General features: G+C 66.6%; 17 protein-coding genes. 12 read left to right on the forward strand and 5 right to left on the reverse strand.

Going from position 1 to position 26,361, the window contains the following annotated elements; all coding sequences use genetic code 11:
• Positions 1-8 precede the first annotated feature (8 nt).
• Genes H7A72_RS06220 through H7A72_RS06230 form a run of 3 tightly spaced genes read left to right on the forward strand, consistent with a single transcriptional unit; the run spans position 9 to position 6,839 of the window.
• Positions 9-794: a hypothetical protein gene (locus tag H7A72_RS06220; protein ID WP_185221993.1), complete on the forward strand. Its 786-nt coding sequence runs from the start codon at positions 9-11 to the stop codon at positions 792-794.
• Positions 794-3,400, forward strand: coding sequence for an ADP-ribosylglycohydrolase family protein (locus H7A72_RS06225; RefSeq protein WP_185221994.1), 2,607 nt, complete (start codon positions 794-796; stop codon positions 3,398-3,400). The genes H7A72_RS06220 and H7A72_RS06225 overlap by 1 nt, the downstream gene beginning before the upstream one ends.
• A 7-nt stretch (positions 3,401-3,407) precedes the next feature.
• Complete coding sequence (locus tag H7A72_RS06230; RefSeq protein WP_185221995.1) at positions 3,408-6,839, forward strand: bifunctional RecB family nuclease/DEAD/DEAH box helicase; 3,432 nt, start codon at positions 3,408-3,410, stop codon at positions 6,837-6,839.
• A 102-nt stretch (positions 6,840-6,941) separates the two neighbouring features.
• Here the strand turns inward: H7A72_RS06230 and H7A72_RS06235 are convergent, their stop codons facing one another.
• The 4 genes from H7A72_RS06235 to H7A72_RS06250 form a co-directional block, all read right to left on the reverse strand.
• Positions 6,942-8,054, reverse strand: coding sequence for a Swt1 family HEPN domain-containing protein (locus H7A72_RS06235; RefSeq protein WP_185221996.1), 1,113 nt, complete (start codon positions 8,052-8,054; stop codon positions 6,942-6,944).
• The gene (locus H7A72_RS06240; protein ID WP_185221997.1) at positions 8,054-11,419 is read right to left on the reverse strand and encodes a type ISP restriction/modification enzyme; all 3,366 of its coding nucleotides are present in this window, start codon (positions 11,417-11,419) and stop codon (positions 8,054-8,056) included. The genes H7A72_RS06235 and H7A72_RS06240 overlap by 1 nt, the downstream gene beginning before the upstream one ends.
• Before the next feature lie 62 nt (positions 11,420-11,481).
• Complete coding sequence (locus tag H7A72_RS06245; RefSeq protein WP_185221998.1) at positions 11,482-14,571, reverse strand: helicase-related protein; 3,090 nt, start codon at positions 14,569-14,571, stop codon at positions 11,482-11,484.
• Positions 14,572-15,046: 475 nt separating this feature from the next.
• Positions 15,047-15,415 (reverse strand): DUF429 domain-containing protein, encoded by a 369-nt coding sequence (locus tag H7A72_RS06250; RefSeq protein ID WP_185221999.1) that lies wholly within the window; start codon positions 15,413-15,415, stop codon positions 15,047-15,049.
• Between the two features lie 102 nt (positions 15,416-15,517).
• On the opposite strand from H7A72_RS06250, the gene H7A72_RS06255 reads away from it, so the two are divergent.
• A complete protein-coding gene (locus tag H7A72_RS06255; RefSeq protein WP_185222000.1) occupies positions 15,518-15,955 on the forward strand; it encodes a hypothetical protein in 438 nt (145 codons plus the stop codon).
• 2 nt (positions 15,956-15,957) lie between these two features.
• Positions 15,958-17,421 carry a hypothetical protein gene (locus H7A72_RS06260; RefSeq protein WP_185222001.1) on the forward strand — a complete coding sequence of 488 codons (1,464 nt, stop codon included), beginning with the start codon at positions 15,958-15,960 and terminating at the stop codon, positions 17,419-17,421.
• Here H7A72_RS06260 and H7A72_RS06265 read toward each other — a convergent pair.
• Positions 17,414-18,289, reverse strand: a complete 876-nt coding sequence (locus H7A72_RS06265) for a sigma-70 family RNA polymerase sigma factor (RefSeq protein ID WP_084450536.1) — start codon at positions 18,287-18,289, stop codon at positions 17,414-17,416. The two genes, H7A72_RS06260 and H7A72_RS06265, sit on opposite strands and share 8 nt — an antisense overlap.
• 81 nt (positions 18,290-18,370) lie before the next feature.
• Between H7A72_RS06265 and H7A72_RS06270 the strand changes: the two genes are divergently transcribed.
• The 7 genes from H7A72_RS06270 (at position 18,371) to H7A72_RS06300 (ending at position 26,069) form a co-directional block, all read left to right on the forward strand.
• On the forward strand, positions 18,371-18,757 hold the full coding sequence (locus H7A72_RS06270; protein ID WP_185222002.1) for a DoxX family protein: 387 nt from the start codon (positions 18,371-18,373) through the stop codon (positions 18,755-18,757).
• Positions 18,758-18,825: 68 nt separating this feature from the next.
• Positions 18,826-19,071, forward strand: coding sequence for an AbrB/MazE/SpoVT family DNA-binding domain-containing protein (locus H7A72_RS06275; RefSeq protein ID WP_185222003.1), 246 nt, complete (start codon positions 18,826-18,828; stop codon positions 19,069-19,071).
• Positions 19,068-19,448, forward strand: coding sequence for a type II toxin-antitoxin system VapC family toxin (locus H7A72_RS06280; RefSeq protein ID WP_185222004.1), 381 nt, complete (start codon positions 19,068-19,070; stop codon positions 19,446-19,448). Before H7A72_RS06275 ends, H7A72_RS06280 begins: the two co-directional genes overlap by 4 nt.
• Before the next feature lie 72 nt (positions 19,449-19,520).
• Positions 19,521-20,972 carry a DUF3375 domain-containing protein gene (locus H7A72_RS06285; RefSeq protein WP_185222005.1) on the forward strand — a complete coding sequence of 484 codons (1,452 nt, stop codon included), beginning with the start codon at positions 19,521-19,523 and terminating at the stop codon, positions 20,970-20,972.
• Entirely contained in the window at positions 20,969-21,616 is a 648-nt protein-coding gene (locus H7A72_RS06290) for a DUF4194 domain-containing protein (protein ID WP_185222006.1), read from the forward strand. Before H7A72_RS06285 ends, H7A72_RS06290 begins: the two co-directional genes overlap by 4 nt.
• A complete protein-coding gene (locus tag H7A72_RS06295; RefSeq protein ID WP_185222007.1) occupies positions 21,613-24,924 on the forward strand; it encodes an ATP-binding protein in 3,312 nt (1,103 codons plus the stop codon). Before H7A72_RS06290 ends, H7A72_RS06295 begins: the two co-directional genes overlap by 4 nt.
• Positions 24,921-26,069, forward strand: a complete 1,149-nt coding sequence (locus H7A72_RS06300; protein WP_223277806.1) for a Wadjet anti-phage system protein JetD domain-containing protein — start codon at positions 24,921-24,923, stop codon at positions 26,067-26,069. The genes H7A72_RS06295 and H7A72_RS06300 overlap by 4 nt, the downstream gene beginning before the upstream one ends.
• Positions 26,070-26,361 lie beyond the last annotated feature (292 nt).

Consider the following 26,361-nt stretch of genomic DNA (forward strand, 5'->3'; position numbering starts at 1 on the left):
TGATGGCCATGACCGAGCAGGAGATGACGGCGGGGGTCGAGGAGATCAATGCCGCGTGGAAGGCCTTCGAGCGCAAGCTGCTGACGCTCGTCGAGGCGATGGGCTACCCGCAGGACCGGCTGGTCCTCGAGGTGGGGGAGCAGGTGGAGGTCCCGATGGTGGAGTTCCATATCGAGGGTGGTGCCTTCCGCGCGACGGTCGGGGAGGTCGAGTACACCGAGGACCTCGCGAACGGCCGGGAGCCCATCGTGCACCGGGCGAGCATGGTGCTGCGCAACATCGTCGGTGTCCCGCACCCGCAGCTGCTGACGCACCGGGCGGACGGTCCGTGCGCGCGGCTGTCGGAGGTCCTCGGTCTGGCGTGGACGGGTGGGCCGCGCCCAGCTCCCGAGGTGTACGCCGAGACCGACCGGGAGGCGCTGGTCGACATCGTCGAGGACGCTCTCAATGGCGTCTACGACGTCGACCGCGACGAGGACGACGATCTCTTCGTCGAGCACCTCGGCCAGCGGGTCTGGGTGCAGGTGCTGCCGGACGCGCCGGCCATCGTGATCAGCACCCGCGTGGCCCACGGGGCGCGCTCGCGGCGGCAGGCCGCGGTCGAAGCCGGGATCCTCAACCGCTCCAACGCGTGGGTCTGGTGGCAGGTCATCGGTCGTGACATCGTCCAGACGGCGACGGTCGAGACCATGCCCTTCGCCCCGCACCACCTGATGACGACCATGGAGGTCTTCCTCGACGCCATGAAGACCCGAGACGACCTGGCGCTGCGCGTCGGGGGAGAGGTGGCCTGATGCGGCTCACCAGTGCACAGATGGACCGCGCCTGCGGCGCACCCCTCGGCTCCGCGGTGGGCGATGCCCTCGGCGCCGGCTACGAGTTCGGTTGCGCCGCAGTCGGTCCCGACGGTCCCGGCATGATCGGCGGCGGCCTCGGCCACTTCGCGCCCGGCGAGTGGACCGACGACACGGCCATGACGTGGCCAGTCCTCGCCACCGCGGCGAAGGGAGCGGACCTCGCCTCCCCGGAGGCGCTCGACGAGATCGCCCAGGGCTTCCTCACCTGGTACGCCTCCGGACCGGCCGACATCGGCACCCAAACCCGCAAGGTCCTGGGCGCCACGCTGGTTGAGGAGCGAGGAGCCAACCCCACGCTGGTTGAGGTGCGAGGAGCCAACCCCACGCTGGTTGAGGAGCGAGGAGCCAACCCCACGCTGGTTGAGGAGCGAGGAGCCAACCCCACGCTGGTTGAGGAGAGAGGAGCTCTGCGACGAGCCTCGAAACCAGGCGACCTGAGCACCCACATGACCCAAGCCGCAGCCGCCCTCCACGCCCGCACAGGACGCACCGGCGGCAACGGCTCGCTGATGCGCACCTCACCGGTCGCGCTGGCCCACCTCGACGACCCGCAGCGCCTCACGGCCGCGGCCGAGGCGATCTCCGCGCTCACCCACACCGACGAGCGCGCCGGCCAGGCGTGCGTCCTGTGGTCGCACGCGATCCGGCACGCGGTACTCGAGGGCGAGCTCGACGTGCGCGTCGGCCTGCCATACCTGTCCGACGAAGCGCAGGACTTCTGGACCGCCCGCATCGACGAGGCGGAGTCCCGAGAGCCGGCGACCTTCACGCGCAACGGCTACGTGGTCACAGCCCTGCAGGCTGCGTGGTCGGCGATCCACCACACGCCCGTGCCGGATGACGTGCCGTGCCTGCACCTGCAGCACTCGCTCGACACCGCCATCCGTATCGGCAATGACACCGATACGGTTGCGGCGATCGCCGGCGGCCTGCTCGGTGCGCGATGGGGCGCGTCTGCGGTCCCGGCCGAGTGGCGTCGCATCGTCCACGGCTACCCCGGCAAAACGGCCGAGGACCTCGTCGAGGCCGCGACCCTGGCCGTTCGCGGTGGTCGGCCCAATGCCTACGGCTGGCCCGGCGTCGCGCGGATCGCCTACCACCAGGCGCACCGGCCGGTCCTCGTGCGGCACCCCTGCGACGAGGGCGTCTGGCTCGGTAACGTGCTGGCGCTCGACGAGCTGCCGGAGGAGATCACCGCCGTCGTCAGCCTCTGCCTCACCGGCTCCGAGCAGGTGCCGACGGGCGTGGTGCACGTGCCCTTCCGCCTCATCGACGAGCCGCAGCCCGAGGCCAATCCCAACCTCAACTTCGTCCTCACGGACGCAGCCCGGACGGTCGCCTCCCTTCGGGCCGAAGGCCACCAGGTCCTCATCCACTGCGTCGCCGCCCAGTCCCGAACCCCCACGGTGGGCATCGCGTACGCCATGATCAGCGGCGTGGACCTCCACACCGCGACGAAGGGGGTTGTGTCGGCACTGCCGGACGCCTCGCCGAACCGCGGATTCACGGCAGCTCTGAACCACCTCAACAGCCAGGAGACCCCCATGAACAACGAGACGGACAGCTCTCAGCGCGGCCCGAAGATCGGCCAGCTGGTCAAGGCCAACATTCCGGCCATCCTCGCCTACTGCGAGCGAAACCCCGAGGAGTTCGGCCGGCTCCGGGACTTGCAGGTGTCCAAGTCGGAGTTCGGGATCTATTGGCCCTTCCTCTCTGTCGTCTCCGACATCGCTGAGGACGACAACGCCAAGTACTGGGTGCAGACCTACACCGTCCTTGGCAAGGAGGTCCGGGTGTCGAGTCAGTGGTACGAGAAGCACCGGGAGAACTTCCTCGGCTTCCTTCAGGCTCGAGGCATTGCATCGGCCGAGGAGGCCAGCGCCGTCGCCTCGGAGCAGGTGCAGGCAAAGACGAACCAGCTGCAGGCTGGCGCCGTCTCCAAGGCCCGCTTCCGCGGCGCGCCCGTGGGCAACGCCCAGAACTACTTCGTTCGTACGCTCCTCAGCAACCTCGGCAGTGAGTCGTTCACCGCGGACGACTGGGCACGGGTGACGGAGGAGTTCGGCAACGCCTGCGCGTACTGCCGAACCCCGTTTGATGCTGGGTCGCCCCAGCGGAAGCGGGTCATGGATCACGCCGTGCCGATCAACCGCGTGAGCCTCGGCGAGCACCGCTTGGGCAATCTGGTGCCCGCATGTCACGCGTGTAACCAGACCAAGGGGCAGAAGGGCTACGCCGAGTTCTGCGCTGACGAGGCGGCGTTGGAGCGCATCGAGGCGCACATGGACAGGTACGGCTACGTGCCGATCGGTGAGGACGAGCAGATCGCGCTCTTCGTGGAGACGGCCTACAAGGAGGTCCGCGAGCTGTCGCAGAGGTACCTCCTTCTCATCAACGCGCTCCGCCCTGACGGCACCGCTCCCGAGACGTCGATGTCAGAGGCGCCGGAGCCCGAGCGTGAGGAGGCCGCCCGACTGACGCGGGACGAGCCCCTGACCGACGCCGAGATCGAGACCTACAACGTCTGGGACCGAGAGGAGTAGAAGGCGCGTGTTCCTGCTCGACGACCACCTTCACTGGAGCGCCTCGGACCTGACGGCGGCAGCCGAGTGCGAGTTCGGCTTCCTGCGCCGTCTCGACGACAAGTTCGGACGGGTCGAGCGTGTCCTCCCGGCCGAGGATCCGCTCCAGGCCCACATTGCTCGCCTGGGCGATGACCACGAAGGGAGGCTGCTGGACGACCTGCGTGCCAGCAGCAACGTCGCGGAGATGGCGCATCTGGCAGGGCCCTTCACCACCGATGCCCTGGACGATGCCCGGACCAAGACCCTCGCGGCCTTCGCCTCGAGCGCGGACGTCGTCTACCAGGCGACCTTCTCCGACGGGGAGTTCTTCGGCTACGCCGACTTCGTCGAGCGGGCTGAGGACGTCTGGCGGGTGTGCGATGCCAAGCTCGCCCGGTCGGCCAAGCCCAAGGCGCTCATCCAGCTCGGCGCCTACGCCGACCAGCTGCACCGCGCGGGCCTGCCGGTGTCGTCGACCGTCTCCCTCCTGCTCGGTGACGGTCAGCGTGTCGACTTCCCGCTCGTCGATGTTCTTCCAGTTTTTGAGGAGCGGCGAGACCGACTGCGGCAGCTGATCGCCGATCACACTGCCCAGGACTCCGCTGTCGCCTGGGGCGATGACCGCTACCTCGCGTGCGGGCGCTGCCCCGACTGCGACCAGGCGGTCACCGACTCCGGCGACGTGATCCTCGTGGCCGGGCTGCGGATGGAGCAGCGCAAGAAGCTGCGAGCCGCCGGCATCACCACGGTCAGCGAGCTTGCGGCAGCGACCGAGAAGCCGGCCACGATGGCCACGGGCACCTTTGACTCCCTTCGAACTCAGGCGGTGCTGCAGCTGCAGCAGATGGCGAGCGGACACGTGAGCTACGAGCTCACCGCGGGCGCGGGCAAGGCCCTGCCCAAGCTGCCGGCACCGTCACCGGGGGACCTCTTCTTCGACTTCGAGGGGGACCCGCTCTACGACGAGGGCGACCCGAGCCGGGTGGGGCTGGAGTACCTCTGGGGTGTCCTCGACACGGACGAGCACTACACGGCGACGTGGGCGCACTCGTGGGCCGAGGAGCGGGCCGCCTTCGTGGCCTTCATGGACGACGTCGCTGCGCGTCGCGCCACGCACCCGGACATGCACATCTACCACTACGCCCCCTACGAGACGACGGCCCTGAAGCGGCTGGCCATGCGCTACCAGACGAAGGAGAAGGAGCTCGACGACCTGCTGCGCTCGCAGGTCTTCGTCGACCTCTACGCGACCGTCCGTGCCGCCGTGCGGGTCTCTCAACCGTCGTACAGCATCAAGAAGCTCGAGCCGCTCTACATGGGCGACCAGCTGCGCGAGAGCGACGTCGCCGACGGGGCGGGCTCAATTGCGGCCTACGTGGAGTACCGCGAGATGCGTGCCGCGGACCCGGACGGTGCCGCCCATCGCCTGGAGTCGCTCGCCGACTACAACGAGTACGACTGCCTGTCGACGCTACGTCTGCGGGACTGGCTGCTCGAGAGGGCCGACGAAGCCGAGGTCAGCGACGAGGTCGTCACGCGGAAGAAGGACACGAAGGGCAACGAGCTCTCGGTGAACGATCCGGTCTTCATCGCGCTCATGGAGCGGTCGGGTCCCGAGCGGCGCACCGATCGCACCGCGGAGGAACAGGCCTACGCAATGCTGGCGACCGCCCTCGACTACTACCGGCGCGAGCAGAAGCAGTACTGGTGGGGGCACTACGATCGCCTCGCCCACCCAGTGGCGGACTGGGCGGAGACCCGCGACGTCTTCATCGTCGAGTCCGCCGACGTGGTGTCGGACTGGGCCAAGCCCGAAGGGAAGGCCCGGAACCACCGCCGGACCGTGCGCCTGGTGGGGGACTGGACTCCCGGGAGCAAGCCCGGTGGCAAGCCGGGGGTCGTGCGTCCGGCTCCGCCGCCGAGTGGTGCCGCCGACGAGGATGCCGCGATGTACGTCGCCAAGGCCGCCTACGAGATGACGACCGACCCTGACGACCCTCGGACGGTCACGGTCATCGAGAGCGTCAATCCGGCCGACACCTACCCCGAGCGGCCGGTGGCACTGGTGCCCGGCGCCCCGCCTAAGGGCGAGAGCATCGAGGCGGCGCTGCACGACGTGGGGGCGCGATCTCTGGACGGTCTGGACCTGCCGCGGTCCGCAGGGCTCGACCTGCTGGCCCGTCGAGCCCCGCGGCTCACCGGCTCCTCGACGTCGCTGCCGCACACCGGGTCGACGATCGACGACGTCGTGGGTGCCCTGCTGGCGGTGGACTCCTCCTATGTGGCCGTTCAGGGACCGCCCGGCACCGGCAAGACCTACTCCGGCTCGCGGGTGATCAGGCGGCTCGTCGAGCAGCACGGCTGGCGAATCGGCGTGGTGGCTCAGTCCCACGCCGTCGTCGAAAACATGCTGGCGGGTGTCATCAAGGCGGGGCTCGACCCGGACCTTGTCGCCAAGCGCAAGACCCAGACCGACGACCCGCCGTGGGTGGCGCTCGACAAGCTCGAGCCCTTCCTCGGCGACCATACGGGGACGGGGTGCGTCGTCGGTGGGACGGTTTGGGACTTCACTAACGAAGGGCAGGTGCCTCGGGACAGCCTCGACCTGCTGGTCGTCGACGAGGCCGGGCAGTTTGCTCTCGCGCCGACGCTCGCGGCGTCGCTGTCCGCCCAGCGGCTCCTGCTGCTCGGCGACCCTCAGCAGTTGCCCCAAGTCAGCCAGGGCGTGCACGCGGAGCCCGTCGACGTGTCGGCCCTCGGCTGGATCATGGGCGTCCACGACACACTGCCCGCGGAGTACGGCTACTTCCTCGCGGAGACCTACCGGATGCACCCCGACGTGTGCCGCAAGGTCTCGACGCTCTCCTACGACGGCAAGCTCGTCTCCGCGACTGCAGCGTCGCAGCGCCAGCTCGAGCAGATGGAACCGGGCGTCAGCGTGGTGGAGGTGCCGCACACCGGCAACCGCACCTTGTCGGTGGAGGAGGCCCACGAGGTCGTCGCCCAGGTGAGTTCGCACCTGGGCCTGACGTGGACCGACCCGGAGGACTCGGCGTCGCCGCGGTCGCTGGGGGAGGGGGACGTGCTCGTCGTGGCCCCCTACAACGCCCAGGTCGTGTGCATCCGCGAGGCGCTCGAGGCAGCCGGACTCGGCGGTGTCCGGGTGGGGACCGTCGACAAGTTCCAGGGGCAGGAGGCGCCCGTCGTGCTGGTCTCGATGACGGCGTCGTCGCACGGTGACGTGCCCCGAGGCATGGGCTTCTTGCTCAGTCGTAACCGGATCAACGTCGCGGTCTCTCGGGCTCAGTGGCAGACGGTGATCATCCGCTCGGAGGCGCTGACGTCGTACATGCCGAGCAGTGTGCAGGGGCTGCTCGGGCTGGGGGCGTTCATCAGGTTGTGTCGAGACGCTGGATGACTGCGTCCAAGTGACCGAACGCCCCACGTTCGGCCCACAATGATCGACGCTCAACAATGTGGTTCGCCCCCGGCCGGAGACCTCACGAGCCACGTCGTATACCTACATCAATTCTTTCGCCTTCTCCAGATGGGCAACTACTGCTTTGGTCCTGCGCCGACGCCCGAAAGTCTGAAGGACTGATACGTCGAGTTCCCCTTCGGGCATTTCCGGATGTTTCGCAGCAATGAACCTCGCCGCATTTGCGATCTCGACGCAGCTGATGTCTGTGAAGGAGCGGCCAGCGGCGCTGTCATTCGGCCGGAACTCGGACCACGACGCTGGATCGATCTCGCGGGGCCAGACAAAGCCCTCATCGTCGACGAAGAGGCCCGCTTGCCGAATCTGGTATGAAATCTTTTTCGCTCTGGACGCCCGAACTCTTTGGAGTCCGAAGGACAGAGCCGTGAGATCTGTGAGGCGATCAATCTTGATTGGTCCTTCGTAGGTCGCAATCTCTACCGCCACCGTCCGCACCTTCTCCTTGGCAACCTTCTTGGGGAGGTCGTCGAGGACATCGACGGTGCCGACCTGGACCACAATCCATGGCTCGAACGAGAGGCGTCCCGATCCGATGATGCTGGGCTCGCGCTCTAGTACTTCCCGTTCTGGCGCCACCAGGTCCGGCTCTGAATCGGCATCGGTAGTAGCGAGAGACTCAGGTGGTCCGACGAGGACGGCAGGCGAAGACGTCGGGGGCGGTTGGGTAGGGGGCTGCTTGGTCAGACCCGCCTCGGTGGCCATGGCTGCCAGCGCCGCTTGCCGAATCTGCAGAGCCTCCGCATGTCCATCATGGTCGCCGAAGTGCTCAAGAAGCCGAACGCAGAAGTCGTTGGCGCGAAATGCCTCCTCGACAGAGAAGTTGTACATGTGGGCCATCTGCTTGCGCACGATTCGAAGTTCATTTCCGAGTGTGCTAACGGTCCGTTGGTGGTCATCGAAAGGGAACCCGAAATCGCCGAGACGCTCGGTAAGCATGCGCAGTTGAGCTTGAAGGTCGTAGGTCCAGTGCTGGTAGCTTCCGGCGTAACCCTTCTTCTGGTCAATGATCTCTAGAACGACAGTCCACGGGTTGTCCCCGAGTTCCTTCTTGAACTTCGCAGCAATGATGGGGTCAAGGCGTGTGGCGAGATGATCGAGGCCCTCTTTGACCGACAGATTGGGTTTGAATGGCATCAGATCCCTTCCTCCACGGATCCTGGGTGCTCGTCGTCGTCGAATAGTGATCGACCGCTGTGGGACGCCTTGCCGGGCTTCGGCGGCTGGCGAAGGGACGGGGGTACTTCTGGCAGTAGGTCCGCGCCGATGCGCGGGCCATCGAGGATCTTGTCGAGCAAGGACACGCCGTGAGGGACCATCGCCAGTGATTCCTTGATGGCGGCGACGATCTCGACCAGCTCGTGGCTCCATTCGGATGACCACGTCGTCGGTCGAATGTGGTCGAGTGGGGACATGCTCGAGGCAGCCCGACCAGCAGGCTTTGACATGCGATAGCCAAGCCACTTGGAGACGACGCTCATGCCGCTGACTTCGAACGCCCAGACGTCTTCGGGAACGCCGGTCAACACCCCGTCCGTGACCTGCAACGTCTCCGTAGCTGAGTCGTACTCGATGTCTGTCTTCCCGTCCGGAAGGCGCGACGGCTCAGCCTTCCACGAAATGCCTGAAGTCGACAACGAGTTGGTCCCGTACCGCTCGCCGAACGTCTGAAGCCATATCAGCCTCGCTCCATGCTCCGACATGTCCTCGAACAGGCTTGGGTCAGATGTGAGGGGGACTCGAGGACCGGGAGTCTCGAGGGCCTCGTGGAACCGCTCCGTGTAGTCCGTGCCTGCCAGTACTCCGAACACGTAGGCGAAGAGTTGCTCGACGGTGACCGTCATACCGAGGTGGTTGCTAATCTCGTTCAGTGCTGCGGGGTCTGCATTGGGGGTTCCCTTGGCGTCGCGATATAGCGGAACGACGTCCTTGCCACCGTAGGACCCGCGAAAGTGGTGCTTGTCCGGCACGGCGGTTGTGAGGGTTGCCGCTGGTCCGCTGCCGAGGCTGGTAGTTGTCATCGTCGTGAGGAATACTTGGTGCTTTGACTGGGAGGCCCAGAGGGAAGGGCTCTCCGTCTTGGCCAGCCGGGGATCGTCAAACGTCCACTGGCGGTCGAAGGACCGCATCCCAAATCTCACGATTGCTTCGTGTGGAGCGTCCGACTTCAGGTCAGCGAGCGGGGTCATGCCCGGAACCCTGGTCGAGATGCCTCGCCCTGTCTTCGTGGGCGAGAAGTGCGTCGTCCGTTCGCCGGGCACATCGGTACTGACGAAGAGTTTCCAGCGCTGCTGCAACAGCGATTTGGTCGGACCAACCGGCCACGTCCGGCTGATCATTGATCCCGGCTGCTGCCAGGGAAACAGGTCGGTCACCTTGGGATGCGTGACCCAGTCGGCCCCACCTGCGGCTGGGATCATGGGCGAATGCCAGTCGGTACTTGCGCTGACGGTGGTGAGGGTGGAGCTTCCCGTAGCGAGGGCGTCGAGTGCGCTGAGCTTTTCAGCCCGTGTCCCACGGAAACTGGCGTAGTGCACCTCCGCGGGCGTTGACCGATCGCCGTTCCCGCGGCGGACGAGGGTCACGATCGCAACCGGTGACTCGATGTCGAACACGTTCTCGTCCTTGCGGGTGCCCTTGTTGTCCCCGTGCAGATCGACGACGGTGATCTCGTCAGCGACCTCTCGGGCAAGTCTGCGGAGCCCAAGAAAGCCGGGGCCGTCGAGCCACGAGGAAGCGGTGATCATCGAGACGACGGCGGGTCCTGTGTTCTTCTCGAACACCTTCCATATCGCCCAGCGCCAGAAGTAGACATACAGATTGTAGAGACTGGCGTGGGCACTGAAAATTACGTGCTTCTTGGCGTCGTCGAAGATGTCGTCGAACAGTGATCGAGAGGCACCTTCCTGAAGCGCAGTGATGAAGCCGCCAGTGCCGTTGCTTTCGACCCGGTCATAGGGCGGGTTGCCGATCAGGACATTGTGGTTCCAGTCGTATTTGACCTCATCCGCGTGGGCGCCCTCCGTGCTGATCGGGTCGGCAAAGGCATCAATGACAGGTGGATGCTTGGCTCCAAGCGTGTCACCGAGGTAAATGGGAAGGCGCGCCTTCTCTCGTTGATCCTCGGAAATGTCGAGTGAGACCTTGAGGTGGCTGACTGCGTATGAGGCGAGTGAGATCTCGCATGCTGAGGCGTGGGCAAGGGCCGTTGCCTCTCCGGACTCTTTGTCGTTGCGCCGCGCCTGGCGCAGCCATTCGACGAGGAAGGTGCCGGTCCCATTCGCGGGATCGAACATCGAGACGACGGCGTCGTCGGCCTTGGCGCGCTGTGGAATGTCGATGGCCGGGTGAGCCTTTACGTATTCAGCCCAAGTGGTGGTATCGGCGACCCCAAGCGGCAATCCGAACGATTTCAACGCGTCGTCGACGGTTTTGACGATGTAGCGCACCACCGGAAGGGGTGTGTAGAACGCGCCGAGGTTCTTGCGCTGATCAGGGTCGTAGCGCGCGAGGAACTCCTCGTAGAAGTAGACGACTGGGTCGTCGCGCTGGTTGTCCGCGCCGAAGTCGGCAAGGAGCTCGTCAACGTCCGTGATAGCCAGCTGCTCTGCAAGCTCGTTCATGCCCAGCTCATCAACGTCGATGACCCCGTCCGAGTCATCGCGGAAGCGCGAGTAGATCGCGTCCAGGAACTCGTTGTCGAACTTTAGAGCAGAGACGGACTGCTCAGCCTTGAACTCCTCGGGGTGCGCGATGCGCGCAGTGAGCAACCCATAGACCATCGTCTGGGCATAGACATCCGCGAACCGGTCGGGTGTCAGGTCGCCTAGTAGTTGCTTGCGCACGTCATTGAAGAGGGCTCGTATCGGGCCGCCCTCAGTCTCGACCTCGTACAGCGAAAGAACTTCGTCTCGGACGTCTTGAGCGACCTCAGCCATCCGGGCCGACAGTGCCCTTGCTGACCGAATGCCCTCGCGGTAGCCCCGGAAACCCTTGCCGAACTCAGGGCTGAGCACAATCTTCGGGCCGTCAGGGGAGTCCCAGAGCAGGTCAGGTACGCCGCGACGCAGCAAGAGATCGAGTCGGGCAGAGGTTGGCTGGTTGCTCCAAGAGAGAACATTGAGCACACGCTTGCCGTCCTTCTCGCGGAAATTGACCACGTGCAGCAGACGTTCGTTGCTCTGGGAGAGGCAGAAGAAGAGCAGGTCGGGGAGATTCCATTGCGCGTGCGTGCCGCTTCCCTTTCGAGCCCGCTGGTTCTTGACGAGACGCTGCACGAGGCGACGAATCGCGCCAACTGGCAGTTGGCCCCCAGCGAACTCAAGCACCCAGACACCGAAGACCTGATCCTTCTTCAGCCGAGGAATCTGTGAGATGTGCTTGAGTTTCGCGACCTTTTGCGGGTCGAGATGGAGCTCCTCTGGTTCCCACTCCAATTGGAGGTCGTCCCACGTCATTCCGTCCGGGATTGGCCAACCCAACCCATCCAGCAGCAACGTCATCAGGTCATCGGTGGACTGGGGGGCGGACGTCAAGAGTCGCCGAAGGTGCGTCTCGTTTGCACTCATCGCACTTCCATCCAGCAGAGCGTCTTCGGGGTCGGGGCGTCCAAGGGCAACTGGGTCTGCTTGCGGAGCCGTTTGGTCTCGTCGCGTTCGAGCTCACGTAGGACTCTGTGGACCTCAGTCCGGTCGCTGAACGTGGCAGCCGGAGTGGTCACCTGGGCTTCAATCGCGCCGTCGACTGTGTGCAATGCGTGCTCGACTCCGTCTGCAGTGCGGAGCGACCACTCGATCTCCCCGGGGTCGAGTGTCCACTCGGCCTCTGCCTCATCGTCGTTGCCCTTCGTGAGCACCGGGACCTGACGACAGACGAACACACCACTAGGTTTGCCGTCCTTGGCTGCTGAGATGCCGTCCGGCAGGCGAGTCACGAGCTCCTCCATACCGGGGTCGTACCGGACCAGTTGGAGCCACTTGAGACGAAGTTCCTCGATGGGGGCGATCTCTCCGTTGTACTCGTCCTTGAATGCCTGGAAGACCTTCACGTCGTTGTAGATGTCGGACTCGTCGATCAACTTTCCGCCCGGGATTCCGAGGGTGCTGGAAATCATGAGAGTCTTGCTGTGAACCCGGTTGTAGAGTGTGAGCAGGGTGTCAATCTCTGCCGGGGGGAGGAAGTTACGAATCTGGATGTGACCCCTCGACTTCTTGAGTGTGGGATCGGCCTTGATGATCTCCTTTTCGATATCCGGGTTCATGCGTCGATCAACTCGGCCAATGCGCTGCATCAGTCGAACCGGATTCCAGTGAATGTCGTAGTTGACGAGCAGGGTGCCATCTTGGAGATTGACGCCTTCGCTCAGCACGTCGGTGGACACGAGTACGCGCAAGGGCATGTGCTTCTTGCGCACCTCGGCCGGCACCTTGTTGTAAAAGGGGGCGAATCGCTGGATCATCGCGTAACGGTTGTTGCCGCGTGTGCCGTCGATGCGATCGACTTCAGTCAACCCGTCGCTGCGGAGCTGCTCCTCGAGGTAGCGGGCGGTGTCCGCAAACTCCGTGAAGATGATGACCTTCTCGCTTTGGAATTCTGGCGTGAAGACCTCTTGGTTCAGGACCTTCTTGGCCTTCTCCGACTTCGACGGACCGAGGAGGAGGCTGCGGAGGCTCTGGTACTTGTTGTCGATTCCGGCGCCGGACAGGATGAGGTCCATGAAGGTGTGCAGCTGATTGAGGTCATCGAAGGCTGCGTCGATCATTTCTTGCAGGTTGTAATCTCCGCCCACGAGGTTGTACTCCAGCTCGTCGAGCTCTTCCTCCGTCAGGTCTTCTTCGTGCCAGACCTCGTCCAATGACGCGCGATAGCGGTCGTGGATTGATTGGAGAGTGGGTTCGTTTGCGATACGCCAGGCTGATAGGCGAGCCTCCTGGATGGCGTCTACCTTGGTGTTCACGTCGAGCCACCGAAGTACCTTCGCTGACAAGTCCAGGCAAGAACCAGCGAAGGCAGCCAGGCTTGATTCGAAGCGCTTGAGGAATGTCGTCCGGATCAGTGCGACGACCTGCTTCTGCCGGTTTTCGGACTTTGCGTCAACTTCTTTGTTGGTGGAGAACGCCAATGGGTAGTACATGGGTAGGATGAAGAGCGGAGTCGCCCTGTTAAAAGCGTTCTGGAGTTCGTCGAAAAGGGGTGAGTATAGGGTGCCGAATTCGTATTCGACGACCCGAGGCTTCTGGGTTTCGGGGAATATGACATTCCCGCCGGCCACTTTAGAGCTCTGGATTGCGTAGGCGCGACTGTTCTGGTGGATAATTGACTGGAGCAACTTGTCCTGAGCCATCAAGGCCGTAATCTCGGCATTGTCTGGGATCGAGGCCTTAAAAGGCTTCTCCCGTTCCACCGTGTACTTGCGCAAGCTGTTGATGCCGATGCTGGCAAAGTAGTCGTCTTCATCGACTCCAGTGAAGAGTTCCGCCTGGTGTACTAGGTCGAACAGTGAATTGTTGATGGGTGTGGCGGTGAGCAGGAAGACCTTCTTCCCCTCGCAGATCTTGTGCATGCGCCACCAGCGCGATCCCCACGGGTTCTCGTCATTGGGCGTTTTTCCATGGTTTCTGAAGTTGTGTGCCTCGTCGATGATGATGACGTCGGCACGCTTGGCGAGGTGCTCGATCTCGTCGGCGCCCTTTTGCGTCGTCAGGTCGGTGTGGGCTCGGACCAGCACATTCGAGAACTGGCCGAACAGGTCCGGCAGCCGGTCCCTCAGCTCGGGGTTCCACACCGCGTCCTGCCCGGTCTTCGTGGCCATGATCAGAACGTTCTTGCGGTGACGTACGGCGTAGTACTCGGTCAGCATCAGGCCGACGAACGTCTTGCCCAGACCGACGCCGTCTGTCAGGAACCCGCCGTTCCAGCGTCGCGACATTTCCACGAGCGAGTGAAAGGCTTCCCTTTGGTATGGGGCGAGCAGGGGGTAAATGACCGACTCGGACTCCTCCCACGTCTTGTCAGTCGTGGTGACGTTGGCGGTGAGCGCCTGAAGCGCCTTGGCGTACACCTCGTATGGGGTGAAGTCACGCGTGTTGTGCTCGAGCACGGCAAGCAGTTCGGCGTTCACGGGCGATGCTTGCTCCCAGTGCTCTTCATACCAAGCCTGCAGGTCTGAGACCTCGGGGCCCTGGAATCTCACGTTGAGCTCGACGTTCTGGGTCAGCCCGGGCCGAGTGAAGTTCGAGGATCCGACAAGTGCGGCCGACCCCACCACCTGCAGTTTGCTGTGAGTGATGTACGCCTTGGCGTGGAACTTCTTTGGCTTGTAGACACGGATCTCGATCTTGTCCGCCCGGATGCCCTCGACGACGGCGTCGACGCCGGTGAGGAAGCTGTCGCCCCCTTGCCGCTCCATGTCGATCGACCTATCGAGGGCGGATGCGATCGCGTCGGCAGTGGTGCGACTGGTTTCCCCTCCAATTAGCAGGCGGATCTTGTCGACCTTCTGCCACGCCCCATCCAGCGCGAGGAACGCGCCGATCTCGAAATGACCTGTTGCGATGTCGATGGCTGAGCTGATGTCGCACCACTCTCGGAGGTACTGCAGCGCCTTCCATTCGTCAGCGGTGTTGTCGACTATGAACTGTTCTGGTGTCGCCACGGGCGTCCTCTCTGGCTCCGGTCTGCAAACTCTAGTCGGGGGCTCGTGCAGTTTGTGCTTCCGTGATCAGTTCTTGGGGCAGTCCAGGTGGGCGTGGTGCGCGCGGATCATGCCGGTCGCCGGCTCGTGACCGCTTGCGTGGTAGGGCGGTCCACCCATCGACCGCAGGAGCTACCCGCGTGGATTGGCATCACTGGTCTAGTCGCCGTGCAGGCGCGCGACGACTGCACACACGACCGCGTTGAGGGCATCGTCGGTCGTGCGCCAAGGGCCGACATGACTGCCGAAGCCCAACCAGCCGACGTGCTCTGGATCGAGCCGACGAGGCCAGAGCCGATCTCCGCAGCCTGTGGCGCCTTGCGTCTGGAGTGTTGACCCTCCTGTGCGTGAGGGTAGCCGGGTACACGCTCGATGAGCGTGCCTCCCGACCATTCCACCACCACACCAGACGCATGAAGCCGGAGAGGCTGCCCGTTCAGAGCGTGGCGGTGGCACCCATGTGGTCGGTGACGATGGCCTGCGGCTCGACTGAGCGTGGGCTCCGTCCAGTCCATGTCAAGGAGGGGTCCTTGGTTCGGAGTGACACGGCAGCCATCGACGTCACTGGGCACATCCGGACGGCGGCCGTCGCGATGTGCCGAGACGATGTCGAGGAACGGTTCGGCCAGCCGAAGGGACAGTCGTCCCCGGTCTTGTCCACGGCCTCGATGACGTAGCACAGGGCTGGCACGTCGTGGCCGCCCACCGACAGGTCGACGACCGCCGCTGAGTCCTCTCCCCAGTCGATGACGGCGACGGCGGTCTTCCTCGGACGAGTGGACAGGTCGATTCCGGCGGTGCGCATTCGCCGAATGTAGCGAGGCCGTGCGTGCTCCAGCCGCTCGCGTTGTCGGTGCTCGATGGGAACCTTCAGGTGTGGCCGGGTGGGCCACGGGGAGGGGAGACCATGACCGGCACGATGGTCCTCGAGAGGCCGATCACCGAGGTGCAGGTCGAGCAGTTCGTCCAGCCAGAGCCACAGTACGAGCGGAGCTGGATCCGTGGCTGGGCCGATGCGCCCGTTCGGCTCCGCGGTCTCGAGCACCTCATGGTCCTGCTGACCACGCTCAGTCCCGACAACGACCCTGCGGGCGTCACCGACGATCTCACCGGTGCCTGGGCCCAGGTCAAGAGGCTCGGTGATCGGTGGTGGGTCGAGGGCTGGAACCCCACGGACAACTGGCCCGGCGTCTTCGTCCCGGAGAGCTCGCTCGACCGCACCGGCCGACGGCGGATGGATGACCATGCCTGCTGGAGCCACCCTGTCGCTGCAGAGCTGATCTGGGCCTTCCTCGACGGTCGGTCCATGAGTGGAGCCATCCGGCTCCCCGCACCCGGGAGGTAGCCATGAGCGAACCCAGCACCACGACGAGGCTGCGGTGCGACCGCTGCGGCTCCCACGCCACCCACGAGCGAGTCATGGGGATGCCGTCCGCCGAATCTGCCGAGCAGGTCGAGGCCACGCCGGGGCAACGACTCGGTGGATGCCTGATCGTCCCCGGGATGTGGACCGTCGAGTGCCTGACGTGCGGCCAGCGCAACGAGGTGGAGGGGGGACGCGCCGACTTCACGCCGGTGCCGGCGCCTGATCGCACCGTCGCGAGGGCCATCACCCAGTACGCCGCCCGCTGCCGCGACCAGCTCGCCCAGGCGATCGCGCCGGTCGTCTCGCACGCCGGGCTCTGGCTGCTCCTCGCGTCGGCGGCCGAGCACGTCGGCGGTGACGATCGCGTGACTCTCGAGCAGACGCTCGGGATACCGGCCGACGAGGCGAGCGCAGTGGCACGGCGGCTGCTCGCGGAGCCGCACCCCACCCTCGCCGCGGCAGTGGGTGCGTGGGCTGCCGATGACGTCACGACCCCCGTCGATGTGGAGGGCCCCGTCCCGGACCAGATGGCGCTCGACGCATGGGCCTCGCAGCACACCCGCGGACTGATCGATTCCTTCCCTCTGCAGGTCGACGAGCTGACCCGAGTCGTCCTCGCCACTGCGCTCGTCCTCGAGCCGCGCTGGACCGAGAGCCTCGTGACGGAGGGCAGCCGAGTGCTCAAGCTCCACGGTGGTCTGCAGACGATCGTCGAGACCACCGCCGCCGGACCCGTCGTCGTCGCCAAGCCACAATCCGAGGACGGCATCGACGTGGTGAGCGTCCGCGCTCACCCGAGGGTGCCCCCTTCGCAGGTGTGGCAGGCCGTCGACGAAGTCGTCGCCATGCTCGACGACGGGGCGCTCTGGCACGCCGAGATCGCTGACGGTCTGCCGGAGCGCGGTCACTCGTGGCGGGCCGCGACCGTTCGCCGGGATCTCCTCGCGAGCGAGTTGCAACGGCTGCCGACGGATGCGGAGGGTCAACCGCAACTCTGGACCAGTCGACTTCCCGTGTGGTCTGCCCAAGACTCCATAGACCTGGGCGCGGCGCCCGGTGTCGCACAGGTGGGTTCGGCGCTGACACCCGAGGAGCCGGCCGCCGCGACCGACTGCCGACAGGTCGTGCGCGCCGAGTTCGACGCCGACGGTTTCAAGGCTGCTGCGGTGACGGCGATGGCCCGGGTCGGTTCTGCGCCGGAGTTCGTCAAGGCGCGGGTGCGGCGCGTGGACCTCGACCTGCGCGGGTCGCACGCTGTCGTCGCCGTTGCGCGCGGCGGGGCGTGGGAAGGCGTGCCGCTGGTCAGCGCGTGGGTCCCCGGACCCAACTACATGGACTCCGACGGGGAAGCGCTCGAGCTGCTCGCCGAGACTGACCCCGACGAGGCGGCCGCCCTGTCGGCCTACAAGGAGGCGCAGATGCCGCAGCGCGGCGAGATCAGGTAGGGCCGTGGGGGCTGGGCAGGTCCATCGAGGCGAGCCGTGTCGGGTCCAGGACCGCCACCACCTCGGTGATCCGCCCACCGGAGACGGTGCACGCCATGAGGCCGAGCGGCTTGCCGGAGCGGGACCAGGTGAGGATGCCGGGCTCGCCGTTGACGAGCACCCGGCGGACGACACCGGTGGCGCGCAGGCCACGGTCGGCGGCGGCCACGATCTCGGTGCGGCCCAGGCGCACGACCCGACCGTGCGGGTGGTGGGTCTGCCACTGGATGTCCGGGTCGAGCAGCTCCAGGAGTCGCTCGAAGTCCCCTTCGCGTGCCGCCGCGACGAAGGCGTCGACGACCTCGCGCTGGCGGGCCCTCCCTTCGCCCGTCACAGGAGCGCCCTGCACCTTGCGCCGCGCGCGGCTGGCGAGCATCTTCGCGGCATCGGGGGAGCGCCCCACGATCGGGCCGATCTCCGCGAAGGGCACGGCAAACATGTCGTGCAGCACGAAGGCCAGGCGTTCGTCCGGACCGAGCGTGTCGAGCACGACGAGCAGGGCGAGCCCCACGGAGTCGGCGACGACCGCGGAGTCCTCGGGACCCCCTTCGTCCTCGGTCACGACGAGCTCCGGCAGCCGCTCGTCTAGGCTCGCCTGCGGGTGGTTCCGCCGTGAGCGCAGCACGTCCAGACAGATCCGGCCTACGACCGTCGTCAGCCACCCGGCGACGTTGTCCACCGTGCCGGCCGCCTGCCGACTGAGGCGCAGCCACGCCTCCTGCACTGCGTCCTCCGCCTCCGCGTTTGACCCGAGCATCCGCTGCGCGAGCGCCGTCAGGCGAGCTCGCTCTGCATCGAAGTCCCGCGCCAGCTGCGCCTCGTCGCTCATCCCGTTACCTCTCGCTTCCGGTCGCCGTCATGACAGATGACGAGCCCGCACGGGCTGACGTAACCGATCAAGGAGCCTGCAATGGACACCCTGCTGTGGACCATGGCCATCGTCCTGGCCACCGCCTTCACCATCGGCGGCCTCACCCAGATCCTCCTCCCGAAGGGGAGGTACCGCGAGCTGTCGGTGACGCAGCACTGGGTCGACGACTACACCGCGGGCCAGCTCAAGGCCATCGGCACGATCAAGACGGTGGGCGCGCTAGGCCTCGTCCTGCCCGCGGCGGTTGGGGTGGCCCCGGTGCTCGTGCCGCTGGCGGCGAGCGGGCTGGTGCTCTTCATGACCGGCGCGGGTACGACCAGGTTCCGTCGGCGCGAGTACACCTTACTCGTCGGCGACCTGTTCTTCCTCGTGACCTTCGCGTTCATCGCGTGGGGGAGGTTCGCGCTCGAGCCCTTCGGCGGGTGAGTCTCGGCGGGCGAGTATGGCCGAGCGAGGGGGTGGCACGTTGCCTGCGGGCGTGCCACGATAGACTTATGGATGCCACAGTCACCTTGGGTCAGCAGGGACGCTTGGTCATCCCTGCCGAGGTCCGTGCTGCACTCGGGCTCGTACCGGGAGACGCGGTGCACCTGCATGTCGAGGGGCAGCGCGTCGTGATCGAACGCCAACGGGACGCGGTGGCAGAGCTGCGGTCCTTTGTCTCGTCGCTGCCTCGCGGGCGCTCACTGGTCGACGAGCTCTTGGCTGAACGACGCCTCGCCGCTGCAGCCGGCGAATGACGGTCCTCGACGCATCTGCGCTGCTCGCGCTCATCCACGACGAGCCCGGCGCTGACGTCGTGGCCGCAGAGCTGCCCCAAGGGCTGTTGGGGGCTGCGAACCTCGCGGAGATCGTCGGCAAGCTCGTCGACGCCGATCTGGACGTGAGGCGCTTTCGCCAACTCATCACCTCTGCCGGAGTGACCATCGAACCCGTGACCGCCGAGGACGCCGAGCTGGCGGGAGCGATGCGGGCCCTCCCCGGCGCCACGAGCCTCTCGCTCGGCGACCGGTGCTGTCTGGCGCTCGCCGTCCGTAGTGACCCGCCCGTCGTGCTGACCGCTGACCGCGCGTGGGCCGATCTCGACCTACCGGTCGACGTCAGGCTGATCCGGTAGGAAGCGCGACCCCGGAGTGAGCCGGGTCGAGCCGACATACGGTTGTCGGTGGCGGCTGTCAGGATGGCTCACGTGTCCACGGTCTCGAAGGCACTCGCCATCCAGCGCATGGTCGCCCATGACGCGACCATGCGGATGCTTCGTGCCGACAGCATTCCGATCATCGCCAGCCTGCTGGCCGCCCATCTGGGTCGCCCCGGCGCGCGGATGGCCACGGACGAGCTCTTCGAGCGCATGGACGCCGACCTCGAGCTCCTGCGAGACCACTTCGACCTGCCCCGGACGGCCCGGGCCTACTGTGACGACTGGCGAGGTGCCGGGTTCCTTCAGCGACGACCGGCGAGTGGGGCCCGTGGGGAGACGCTCGAGCTCTCGTCGGAGGCCTTCCAGGCCATCCGGGTCTTGGACCAGTTGGAGGAGCCGGCCTCCACGGTGACGCAATCACGCCTGCTCAGCCTGGCCCAGGCGATCAAGTCACTGGCAGTCGACACCGACCCGGACGCCGAGCGTCGGCTCGCCGCGCTGCGCGCCGAGCGCGACCGCATCGATGCCGAGATTGAGCGCGTCCAGCACGGTGAGGTCAGTGTCCTCGACGAGCGCACCGCCCTCGAGAGGGCGACCGACATCCTGCTCCAGGTCCGTGACCTGCCAGCTGACTTCGCCGGTGTGAGGGCCCGCTTCGAGACGCTCAACCACGACCTCCGCGAGCGCATCCTCCACGCCGACGAGGACGACCGGCACGTCCTCGACGACGTCTTCCGCGGCGTCGACCTCATCGAGTCCTCCGACGAGGGGCAGACCTTCTCCGGGTTCGCCACCTTGATCCGCGACCCGGAGCGCTCTTCGGCGCTCGAAGGGGATCTCGCGGCGGTGCTCGAGCGCAGCTTCGCCGCCACGATGTCCACGGATGACCGGCGCACCATGCGATCCCTGGTGCGCGACCTCAAGTCCAACAGCCGCGACGTCCACCTCGTCCTCACCGAGTTCGCACGTGGCCTGCGACGGTACGTCTACTCGCAGGACTTCCAGCGCGATCGCGCCCTGCGCGACTCGCTGCAGCAGGCGCTGGCAGCGGCCGGACCGGCGGCGCGCAGCGTCCGCCCCACTGCGGACCTTGGTCGAGAGCTCGAGCTGTCCTCCCTACGCCTCTCGACGGTGGGCGAGCTCGTCCTGCACGACCCGGCCGACTACGACACCGGCGATGCCCTCGCCGATGCCGCTGAGAGTCAACTCGACCTGGAGGCGCTCCGCGCCATTGCGCGGGAGGGCGAGATCGACTTCGCCGAGCTCATCGACAACGTCAATGCCGAGCTGGCGGTCACTTCACCCGTCTCGGTGGGAGACGTCCTCCGGCGGCGACCCGCCACTCAGGGGCTTGGGAGCGTCGTCGTTCTGCTCTCGCTCGCCTCAACGTACGGTCACGTCGATGGCCGTGAGGTCGAGCAGTTGATCTGGCGCGGCGTCGACGACATCGAGCGCCGAGCCGTTGTGTCACAGCACCTCTTCCAGGAGGCCATCGTATGAGTGATGACGTCATGACCGAGCCCGGTGCCACCGAGTCGCTCTGGGACGGCGACCTCGGCTCCCTCCGTGAACCCTCGCGGCGGGCGCTGCTCGAGGTCCTCAAGGGTCCCTACCTCTCCGGCAGGCGCCGCCCTCAGCTCTGGGCTGCGCTCGTCGCGGACGAGACCGCCATCCGCTCGCGATTGCATGACCTCTTCCTCGACCTGGTCATCGACCGGCGGGATGAGTTCGCCTTCACGCGCAAGGTGACCGTGCCCGAGATCGATGCTCCGAGCGCGCTGCGGACCGAGAGCCTGAGCCTCATCGACTCGATCATGCTGCTCACCCTGCGCCAGCTGTTGCTCGCCGCCGTGGGAGAGCCGCGCGTCATCGTCGGGAGGGACGAGGTATTCGAGCGACTCTTCGTCTACCGCACCGGTGATGCCCAGACCTTCCAGCGCAGTCTCAACGCTGCCTGGGGGCGCATGGCCAATCGTTACCGCGTCCTGCACCCCGTCGACGAGGAGCGTGTCGAGATCTCCCCGGTGGTGAAGTTCATCGTCGACCACGACCTCGCCACGGCGCTGCAGGAGCAGTACGACAGGCTGGTTGCCGACGAGTCGGCCGAGGAGCCGACTGCCGACGACGGGGGTCTCACCCCATGATCTTGGATGCCGGACGTTCCTTCGAGGGGCAGTGGCGCCTTGCCGAGGTGCAGGTAGCCAACTGGGGTACCTTCCACGGCGCCATCTATCGCGTGCCGGTCGCCCGACGGGGACATCTGATCACCGGCCCCTCGGGGTCGGGTAAGTCCTCACTCCTCGACGCGATCGCCACAGTGCTCACCCCCGACAAGTGGCTGCGCTTCAACCAAGCGGCACAGGGGTCGGTCAAGCGGGGCAACCAGCGCGACACCCTGACCTATGTCCGCGGTGCCTGGTCACGCACCGTGGACGAGCACGAGGACCGGATCGTCAGCGCCTACCTGCGCCCCAGGGCCACGTGGAGCGGCATCGTGCTCCGTTTCGAGGACGGTGCCAGTGGAGTGCTGTCTCTGGCGCGCCTGTTCTTCGCGCGAGCCACGAGCTCGACCTCCGCCGACATCAACGACCTGTGTCTCCTCGAGCGGACTGAGGTCGACCTCGGCGAGTTGCAGGAGTTCGCGGTCGACGGTCTGCAGACCCGCAGACTCCAGCAGGCCCACCCTGATGCGCTCGTCACGAGCAACCACGCCCACGGTCGCTTCTACGCCCGGATGCGCTCGATCCTCGGGATGGACTCCGAGGGTGCCCTCCAGCTGCTGCACAAGACCCAGGCGGCAAAGCATCTCGACAGTCTCGACCAGCTCTTCCGCGACCACATGCTCGAGCGGCCGACGACCTTCGACCTCGCGGAGACGGCGACGACACAGTTCGGCGAGCTGCGGGCGGCTCACGACCGCGTCGTCCAGCTGCGCAAGCAACGCGATCACCTCCTCCAGCTCCGGACTCATGCGCAGGCCCACGAGGCAGCGGACGAGATCGCCCGACACGCCACGGCACTCATCGACGCCGAGGAGCCCTATCGTCGACGTCGCACCCTCGGACTGGCCACCGAGGAGCGGGCCGACCTACGGGCCCGACTGATCGCTCTCGAGGACGACGCGCGCATGAAGCAGGAGAGCCTCAACAAGGCGCAGGAGAGGGTCCGGGCTGCGGAGGCCGCGGCGCACGAGCGGGGCGGCGCGCAGGTCGAGGTTCTGCGGGACCGGCGCCGGGGCGCCGAGCAGCATGCTCGTTCGGTGAGCGAGCGCTGGCAACAGCTCGACGAGCAGTTGCGCGGGGTCGGTGTGGAGGGCGCACCGACCTCTCGCCAGGACTACGCCGAGCTGATGGCGACGATCGACCGGACGCTCGAGCAGGCTGGCCCCGCGGCAGGTCCGAGTCACGAGCAACAGGCCGAGTTGGCCACCGCGCGGGCCGATCTGCGGGCTGCCGACCGGGCGATCGAGTCGGCGCGCACGTCCCGGAGCGGAGTGCCGCGCGCGTTGCTCGACGTTCGCCAGTCACTCGCCGATCAGATGTCGGTCCCGGAGGCCTCCCTGCCCTTCGCCGCGGAGCTGCTCGACGTCCGGTCGGAGTACGAGCAGTGGCGGGGCGCGATCGAGCGCGTGCTGCGGCCCTTCGCACTGACGATGCTTGTCCGCACACCGCACTTGGTGGCCGCGCGGCGGTGGGTCGACGCGACCCGGCTGGGCACCCGCGTGGTCATCGAGGAGGTGCGGGACGACAGTTCGGCGCTGCGGCCAGCGACGGACCCGCGTTCCCTCGTCAACCGGGTCGACGTGCGGGAGGGCGCCTTCCGCGAGTGGATGCTGCGTCGACTTTCCGAGCGATATGACTACACCTGCGTCGACCACCCCGACGCGATGGGGGATCACCCGCGTTCGGTGACGATCAACGGCCAGGTCCGCTCCTCGCAGACCCGGTATGAGAAGGACGACCGTTGGCCGGTCGACGACCGCAAGCGGTGGGTCCTCGGCGACCCCACAGCTCTCCTCGACGCCCTCATCGAGCACCGCGCTGCGGCACAGCGGCGAGTGGATGAGGCAGAGGCGGTCATCCGAGGTCTCGAGGAGCAGCGTGATCACGAGTCGCACCGCCGCGGCGTCCTCAGAGTGGTCCGCAACCAGACGTGGAGCGACATCGACAGGGACGGTGCGCACGCCACCGTTGACGCCGTCGACAAGCAGCTCAGCGCCCTGACCTCCCGGGCGAGCGGCCTGCACGATGCGCTGGAGTCACTTCGCTCGGCCGAAGCCGAGCATGGCGAGGCGCAGCAGGCGTCCGTCGACGTCAGGGTCCAGGTGGAGTCCGCCCGAACCGAGGCGCGCGACGTGGATCGGGTGATCGACGAGATCCAGACCGCCATCGACGCTGGTCACGTCCCGGAGGTGGAGGAGAGTCTTCGGGCGGAGCTCGATGAGCGCTTCCGCGATAGGCGGAGACTGACCCGCGCACAGCTGCCCGAGCGTGGCATGGTCGTCGTCCGCACCCTGCAAGCGGAGCGAGACCGTGCGCTCGCCGACGTGAGTGAGGCCGCCGAAAGTCTCGTGACCTCCGAGGTGACGTTCATGAGCACCTGGCCGGAAGCCTCCGCCGAGCTGACCGCCACGGTCGATGACCGCGCTGGGTTCCTCGACCTGCTCGATTCGATCGTGGCGCGCGGTCTGCCCGAGCACGAGGCGGACTTCCTCCGGCTCCTGCGCGAACGGTCCCGCGACCTCATCGGTGACCTGGTCAACGAAATCCAGACCGCGCCCCACGAGATCGCCGAGCGGGTCGCGCCGATCAACGACAGCCTGCGGCGTTCTCTCTTCGACACCGGCGTCCATCTCCAGCTGCAGGTGAAGACCCGGCGGCCTGAGACAGCCTCGCGGTTCCTTCAGGACCTGCGCTCGATCACGGACAACAGCTGGACCGACGACGACCTCGAGAGCGCCGAGTCGCGCTTCGCCACTCTTGCGGAGGTCATGCGGCGACTGGACTCGAGCGATCCGGTCGACCGGACATGGCGCCAGACCTGCCTGGACACGCGCCAGCACGTGACCTTCCTCGCGAGGGAGGTGGATGACGCGGGCGTCGTCGGAGCCACGTATGACTCCGGCGCGGCGATGTCCGGGGGGCAGCAGCAGAAGTTGGTGATCTTCTGCCTCGCGGCCGCGCTGCGCTATCAGCTCGCGGCCATCGACGACGTCTACCCGCGCTACGGCACGATCGTGCTCGACGAGGCCTTCGACAAGGCAGACACGCGCTACACGAGGATGGCGCTGGACATCTTCGTGGAGTTCGGCTTCCAGATGGTGCTGGCCACTCCGCAGAAGCTGCTCCAGACTATCGAGCCTTACGTCGACGGGGCGACGTCCATCGAGAACCCTACACGGCAGCGATCGCTCGTCGCCCAACTGCAGTGGGACCGGGCAGGCGCGCCGTGATCACCGTGCGCGAGGCGCGCGACCGCGCAGAGCAGCGCCTCCGACGGGCGATGACGACATGGGCGACGTCCATCGTGCCGGTACCGGCGATGACCATCGCCCTGCACCCGCCGACGGAGCGCGTCGCGCGCGTGGACGCTTCGGCTGCGGAGTCGTGGGTGCGCGAGTGGGACGCCGCGGAACTGCCGGCTGGCGTGAGCGTGGAGTGGGAGACGCGTGCGTGGCGGAGCATCGGGCGGCAGCGTGTCCCGGTTCGGCTGCGTCTGCAGGATCCCTCCGCCGTGGCCTCCTTCGCGAGGGGGGAGACCTCCCGGCGATGGCGGACGTTGACGGGCCGGGTGTCACGGGTACGCGACGCGCTGGGCGAGTCGGACGAGATCACCGCCACCATCCGGCGTCACGGGGCGACCCTCACGGACGTCTCGCCGGAGCGGTTCAACCATATCCTCGCCGCCAGCGCATGGTTGCTGCACAACGATGTCGAGGGGATGCGCCCGCGGCAGCTACCGATCCGGGGCGTGGACAGCAAGTGGTTCGGCGCCAACCGCGGTCTCGTCAGTGCCTTGGTTCTGGCCGCCGGGGGCCGTGAGGCACTCGGCATCGTCGCCTCTGATCCGCTCGTGCGCGTGCGGGTGCTCGACCCGGACCTGGTGCCCGGTGGGGTCAGTGACTTCGCGGCAAGTCGTGAACAGCTACGTGGGTTGGGCCCGGGGCAGCGCGTGACCTTCGTCTTCGAGAACCTCGAGTCGGTCCTGGCCATGCCGCCATGGCCGGGCGCGGTGGTGGTGCACGGATCGGGGTACGCCGTGGATGTCATCGGGGAACTGCCCTGGGTGCGGACGGCACCGGTCATCTATTGGGGTGACCTGGACAGCGACGGCTTCGCGATCCTGCACCGACTGCGCAGTCACCTACCCGAGGTCCAGTCAGTGCTCATGGACGAGCAGACCCTCCTCGCGCATCGGGACCTGTGGGTGAGCGACCCGACACCGGCAACAGGCTCGCTCACGAATCTCACTCGCGACGAGGGGACCGCTCGCGATCGCCTGATACGCGAAGGGCACGCGCGCCTTGAGCAGGAACGCATCCCATGGGATACGGCGCTGGCGGCGCTGAGGCGGGCGGCATCCGCTGTAGGGGCCTGAGGCGACGGTGCCCCGCGCCTGGCCGAGACCGAGCGAACCGGCGACGAGCTCTGAAGGTGATGAGCGAGTACCGCTCGCCGGCTTCCCCGCGGACATCGAGCTGGCCGACGCCCCGGTCACCCGCGTCTGGCAGCTTGCGGGGATCGCCCCACTCGGAGCCCTCGATCAGTTGACGCTGCAGTCGCCCTACGAGCCCGGCTGACGGCCCTGAGCCTGCAGCGGGAGGCGCTCGATCTGACGGGGGCGTGATGCGATCCATCGCCCTGGTGTAAGGGTGTAGTTTCTTGGGTAG

This window comes from Janibacter sp. YB324, from assembly GCF_014217915.1.
GTDB lineage: Bacteria > Actinomycetota > Actinomycetes > Actinomycetales > Dermatophilaceae > Janibacter > Janibacter indicus.

Excerpts from the sequence above, each read along its gene's own strand:
- H7A72_RS06260 (WP_185222001.1), top strand. The coding sequence starts at position 15,958 with ATGAGCGAACCCAGCACCACGACGAGGCTGCGGTGCGACCGCTGCGGC.
- H7A72_RS06225 (WP_185221994.1), top strand. The coding sequence starts at position 794 with ATGCGGCTCACCAGTGCACAGATGGACCGCGCCTGCGGCGCACCCCTC.
- H7A72_RS06290 (WP_185222006.1), top strand. The coding sequence starts at position 20,969 with ATGAGTGATGACGTCATGACCGAGCCCGGTGCCACCGAGTCGCTCTGG.
- H7A72_RS06280 (WP_185222004.1), top strand. The coding sequence starts at position 19,068 with ATGACGGTCCTCGACGCATCTGCGCTGCTCGCGCTCATCCACGACGAG.
- H7A72_RS06265 (WP_084450536.1), bottom strand. The coding sequence starts at position 18,289 with ATGAGCGACGAGGCGCAGCTGGCGCGGGACTTCGATGCAGAGCGAGCT.
- H7A72_RS06235 (WP_185221996.1), bottom strand. The coding sequence starts at position 8,054 with ATGCCATTCAAACCCAATCTGTCGGTCAAAGAGGGCCTCGATCATCTC.
- H7A72_RS06295 (WP_185222007.1), top strand. The coding sequence starts at position 21,613 with ATGATCTTGGATGCCGGACGTTCCTTCGAGGGGCAGTGGCGCCTTGCC.
- H7A72_RS06220 (WP_185221993.1), top strand. The coding sequence starts at position 9 with ATGACCGAGCAGGAGATGACGGCGGGGGTCGAGGAGATCAATGCCGCG.
- H7A72_RS06255 (WP_185222000.1), top strand. The coding sequence starts at position 15,518 with ATGACCGGCACGATGGTCCTCGAGAGGCCGATCACCGAGGTGCAGGTC.
- H7A72_RS06240 (WP_185221997.1), bottom strand. The coding sequence starts at position 11,419 with ATGACGTTGCTGCTGGATGGGTTGGGTTGGCCAATCCCGGACGGAATG.
- H7A72_RS06250 (WP_185221999.1), bottom strand. The coding sequence starts at position 15,415 with ATGCGCACCGCCGGAATCGACCTGTCCACTCGTCCGAGGAAGACCGCC.
- H7A72_RS06270 (WP_185222002.1), top strand. The coding sequence starts at position 18,371 with ATGGACACCCTGCTGTGGACCATGGCCATCGTCCTGGCCACCGCCTTC.
- H7A72_RS06275 (WP_185222003.1), top strand. The coding sequence starts at position 18,826 with ATGGATGCCACAGTCACCTTGGGTCAGCAGGGACGCTTGGTCATCCCT.